Origin of the sequence: Streptomyces sp. ST2-7A (assembly GCF_021390475.1) — a bacterium.
In the GTDB taxonomy this organism is placed as follows: domain Bacteria; phylum Actinomycetota; class Actinomycetes; order Streptomycetales; family Streptomycetaceae; genus Streptomyces.
This window is the reverse complement of the sequence record NZ_JAJUWS010000080.1, coordinates 1-4,842: the sequence shown is the minus strand read 5'-3', so window position 1 is coordinate 4,842 and position 4,842 is coordinate 1. Positions and strand designations below refer to the sequence as shown.

The 4,842-nt window shown below is 73.5% G+C and carries 1 protein-coding gene; it reads left to right on the top strand.

The annotated features are described in order from the left end of the window. Window positions 1-143: 143 nt before the first annotated feature. A partial coding sequence (locus LZF96_RS26235; RefSeq protein WP_233877360.1) for a non-ribosomal peptide synthetase occupies window positions 144-4,842 on the top strand: 4,699 nt, incomplete at its 3' end.

Below are 4,842 nucleotides of genomic sequence, written 5' to 3'. Positions count from 1 at the left end.
ACCCGGGACCCCCGGGTCGGGCGCGACGCCGCGCTCGATGTCGATCCGCGCAACCGCTCTGCGCACAGGGCTGCGCCTTCTTCCCTGGTGACGGCCCTCCGCCGACAGCACTGTGGAGGCAACCGACCGGAGGGAGGCCCACAGTGAGGGTTGGCGCGGCGCACCACGAGACCACGGGGACCGAGGGGATCGCGCGGGAGGACGACATCCCCGTCATGTCCTTCGCCCAACGGCGCATCTGGTTCATGGACCGGCTCGCCGGCGGTTCCCCCGACGCCCTGTTGCCCCTCGCCGTGCGGTTGGAGGGCGACCTCGACGTCCCGGCGTTGGAGAACTCGCTGCGCGGCATCGTGGAACGCCACGAGATCCTGCGCACCCGCTACCCCGGCGCGGACGGTGACCCCGTACCGCACGTGGACGACGCCGCAGGGGTGCCGTTGGAGCGGACCACGGCCGCCGACCTCGACGAGTTCCTCGCACGCGAGTTGAGCCGCCCCCTGGACCCGTCCGTCGAGTTCCCCGTGCGGATGGTCCTCGCCCGTACCGCTCCCCGGGAGCACGTGCTGCTGGTGGTCGTCCACCACATCGCCGTCGACGGGTGGTCCTGGAACATCCTGCTCCGCGAGCTCGCCGCCGGTTACCGGGGTGAACCCATCGCCGCGCCCCGGCGCCGCTACACCGACTTCGCCCGTGACGAGCGGCGCCGGCTGACCGGCCCCCGCATGGAGCGTCTGCTGGGCTACTGGCGCGAGCGACTCGCGGGCCTCACCCCGCTGGAACTCCCCACCGACCGTCCCCGTCCGGCCTTCTGGGACGGGGAGGGGGACGTGGTCCGCTTCGCCCTGCCCACCGACGTGGTCGCGGACGTGGACCGGGTCGCCCGCGAGCACCGGGCCACCCGCTACATGGTGCTGCTCGCGGTCTACCAGGCGCTGCTGGCGCACCGTTCCGGACGAACCGACATCGCCGTGTGCAGCACGATGACCGATCGCGGTCGGCCCGGGGCCGAGGAGGTCGTCGGCCCCTTCGTCAACACGCTGGTGTTGCGCAACGACCTCTCCGGCGGTCCCGGTTTCGGCGTGCTGCTGGAGCGGGTGCGCGGCAACGTCCTGCGGGACCTGTCCCGGGCCGAGGCCCCCTTCGACCGGGTGGTCGGCGAGGTGGCCACCGGCCGGGACATGTCCCGGCACCCACTGGCGCAGGCGTCCTTCACGCTCCTGAACGCCGGCTACGAACCGCTGCGGTTGCCCGGCCTGCGGGCCGAGATCCTGCCCGCCCCCCTGGCCGGCAGCCCGCTGGACGTCTTCCTCGACCTCGGTCTGCTGCCGGACGGTCGGATCGCCGCCCGCCTTCAGTACGCCACGGCCCTCTTCGACCGCGCCACGATGGAGGACTTCGCCGACTCCTACACCCGACTGCTGCGGGCCGTCCTCGCGGACCGCGCCACCCCGGTCGGTGAGCTGGCCCGTCGCTCGACCTCCTCCGGACCGGCGGTTCCGGTTCCGGGGAGTCGACCCGCCACCGCCGTCACCCGTCACCGGACCCCGGTGCGGTTGTGGGGTGGTGGTGGTTCGGCGGTGGTGTGTGGGGATCGGGTGGTGTCGTACGGGGAGTTGGAGGGGTTGTCGGGGGGTGTGGCCGGTGCGTTGCGGGGTGCCGGTGTGGGTGTGGGTGATGCGGTGGGGGTGTGTGTGGGGCGTGGGGTGTGGTCGGTGGCGGCGATGTGGGGGGTGTGGCGTGCGGGGGGTGTGTATGTGCCGTTGGATCCGGCGTTGCCGGTGGAGCGGTTGAGGTACATGGTGGCGGAGGCCGGTGTGGGGGTGGTGGTGGGGGACGCTCCGTCGGGTGCGCCGGGTTCGGGGGGTGTGCCGGATGTGGGTGTGCCGGTGGTGTCGGTGGGGTCGGTGGTGCCCGACGCGGGTGTGGGGTGGGCGTCGGTGGGGTCGGATGATCCGGCGTATGTGATCTTCACGTCGGGTTCGACGGGGCGGCCGAAGGGGGTGGTGGTCGGGCACGGGGCGTTGGCGGCTCATGTGGCGGCGGCGCGGGAGTGCTTCGCGATCACCCCCGGGGACCGCGTCCTCGCCTTCTCCTCCTTCTCCTTCGACGCCTCCCTGGACCAGCTGCTGCCGGCGCTCACGACCGGCGCCACCGTCGTCCTGCGCCCCGACGAGCAGTGGGAACCCGGCCGGATCCCGGGGATCGTCGCCCGCCACGGCATCACCGTCGCCAACTTCCCACCCACCTACTGGGCCGAGCTGGCCGGTTCCCTGAACGGGGCCTCGGCGACCCGCCTGGCGGCCACGCTGCGGCTGCTGATCCTCGGTGGCGAGGCGATCCCGCCCGCCGCGCTGGCCGCCTGGCGGCGGCACCTGCCGGGGATCCGGGTCGTGAACGCCTACGGCCCGACCGAGACCACCGTCACCGCAACCGTCCACGAGGTCGTCGACGCGGAGGGCACCCGACGGGTGCCGATCGGCCGGCCCCTGGGTTCCCGCCGGGCCCTGGTGGTGGACGGCGAGGGGGAGCCGGTGTCGGTGGGGATACCCGGTGAGCTGTTGATCGGCGGACCGGAGTTGGCCCGCGGCTACCTCGGCCGCCCGGACCTGACGGCGGAGCGCTTCGTGCCCGACCCCTCGGGGGAGCCCGGCGCCCGGGTCTACCGCACCGGGGACCTGGTGCGCCGACTGCCCTCGGGCGACCTGGAGTTCCTGGGCCGCACCGACGACCAGGTCAAGATCCGGGGCTTCCGCATCGAGCCCGGCGAGATCGAGGCCGTCCTGGCCGACTGCCCCGGCGTCACCGCCGCGGCAGTCGCGGCCGGCCCCGACGGCCCCGGAGGCCGGCGGCTGATCGCCTACGTGGTGCCCACCGCCGGGGCGGAACCGTCCCTCGACGACCTGCGCGCCCGGTGCGCCGACCATCTCCCCGATCACGCCGTGCCCTCCTTCTTCACCACCCTGGACCGTCTGCCGGTGAACGCCTCGGGCAAGCTGGACCGCGCCGCCCTGCCGGCCGTGGACCCCGGTCGGGGTACCGGTGAGGTGCCGCATGTTCCGCCCCGGGACGACACCGAGCGGGTCATCGCGGCCATCTGGGCCGAGGTACTGGGTACGGATCGCGTCGGTATCGACGACGGTTTCTTCGATCTGGGCGGACACTCCCTCCTGGCCACCATGGCGGTCTCCCGTGTCGCGGAGCGCCTCGGTCGGGAGATCGAACTGCGCACCCTCTTCGAGAATCCCCGTATCCGGGAATTCGCCCCGGCCGTCACCGCCGCCCGCCAAATCGACGCCGACACCATCGTCCCCGCCGACCGAGGTGGGCCGTTGCCGCTGTCCTTCGCCCAGGAGCGGCTGTGGTTCCTGGACCGGATGTCCCCCTTGGGCGAGGACTATGTGCTGTGGTACTGCCGGCGGATCCGCGGCGGCCTCGACCGCGCCGCCTGGCAGGGCGCGCTGAACGACGTGGTGGCCCGCCACGAGGTGCTGCGCACCGCGCTGGTCGAGGTCGACGGCCGCCCGGTCCAGCGGGTGCGGCCGCCCGCCCCCGTCCCACTGGAGTGGCACCCGGCCCCGGCCGGGGGCCACGAGGACACCGGGGAGCGGGTGCCGGAGCGGGTCCGGGAGGGAGCCGCCGCCCTGGCCCGTCGCCGGTTCGCGCTGGACGATCCGCCGATGTTGCGATCCGGGGTGTGGGAACTGGGGCCGGAGGACCACGTCGCGGTCATCGCCTTCCACCACGTGGCCATCGACGGCTGGTCCAAGGACGTCTTCCTGGCGGAGCTGTCCGCCTGTTACCGGGCCCGGTCGGCGGGGACCACCGCGGACCTGCCGCCGCTGCCGGCGCAGTACGCCGACTTCGCCGTGTGGCAGCGCGAGCGTGCCTCCTCCACCGAGGCCGGGACCGGACTGCGGTACTGGGAGACCGCACTGGCCGGGGTCCCCCCACTGGAACTCCCCACCGACCGTCCCCGCCCGGCGGTGCGTTCCGGCCGCGGCGGAGCGGTGGAGATCCCGTTGGCCGACGACCTGCCGGAGCGGATCGACGACCTGGCCCGCCGGCACGGGGCCACCCGGTTCATGGTGCTGCTGGCGGTGGTGCAGGTGGTGCTCGCCCGCTGGTCGGGCCAGGAGGACATCGCGGTGGGGACACCCGTGGCGGGACGGGACCGGGTGGAGTTGGAACGCCTGATCGGGTTCTTCGTCAACACCGTCGTGTTGCGCGGCGACCTCTCGGGCGACCCCTCCTTCACCGGGCACCTGGAGCGGGTCCGGGCCGACGTGCTCGGGGCATTCGACCACCGGGAGGTGCCCTTCGAGCACGTGGTGAACCGCCTGCGGCCCGAGCGCGACCTCTCCCGTACCCCGCTCTTCCAGGTCATGTTCGACGTCCAGGAGGACTCCGGCGGCCCCACCCGCCTCGGCGGGCTGGAGGCCGAGACGATCTCTCTGCCGTGGCGGTCGGCCAAGTTCGACCTGACCGTCACCTTCGTGGTCTCCCCGGGGCGCTTCGCCCTCAACGTCGAGTACAGCGCCGATCTGTTCGACGTGGACACCGTCACCCGGTTCGCCGGTCACGTGGGTCGGGCCCTGATCGCCGCCCTGGACGTCCCGACGACCCCGGTGGGGGACCTGGAGCTGTGCGCTCCGCCGGAGCGGGCCGCCCTGACCGCCGTCGGGACCACGCCCGTCCCGGCGGCGGGTGTCCATCGTCCGGTGCGGTTGTGGGGTGGTGGTGGTTCGGCGGTGGTGTGTGGGGATCGGGTGGTGTCGTACGGGGAGTTGGAGGGGTTGTCGGGGGGTGTGGCCGGTGCGTTGCGGGGTGCCGGTGTGGGTGTGG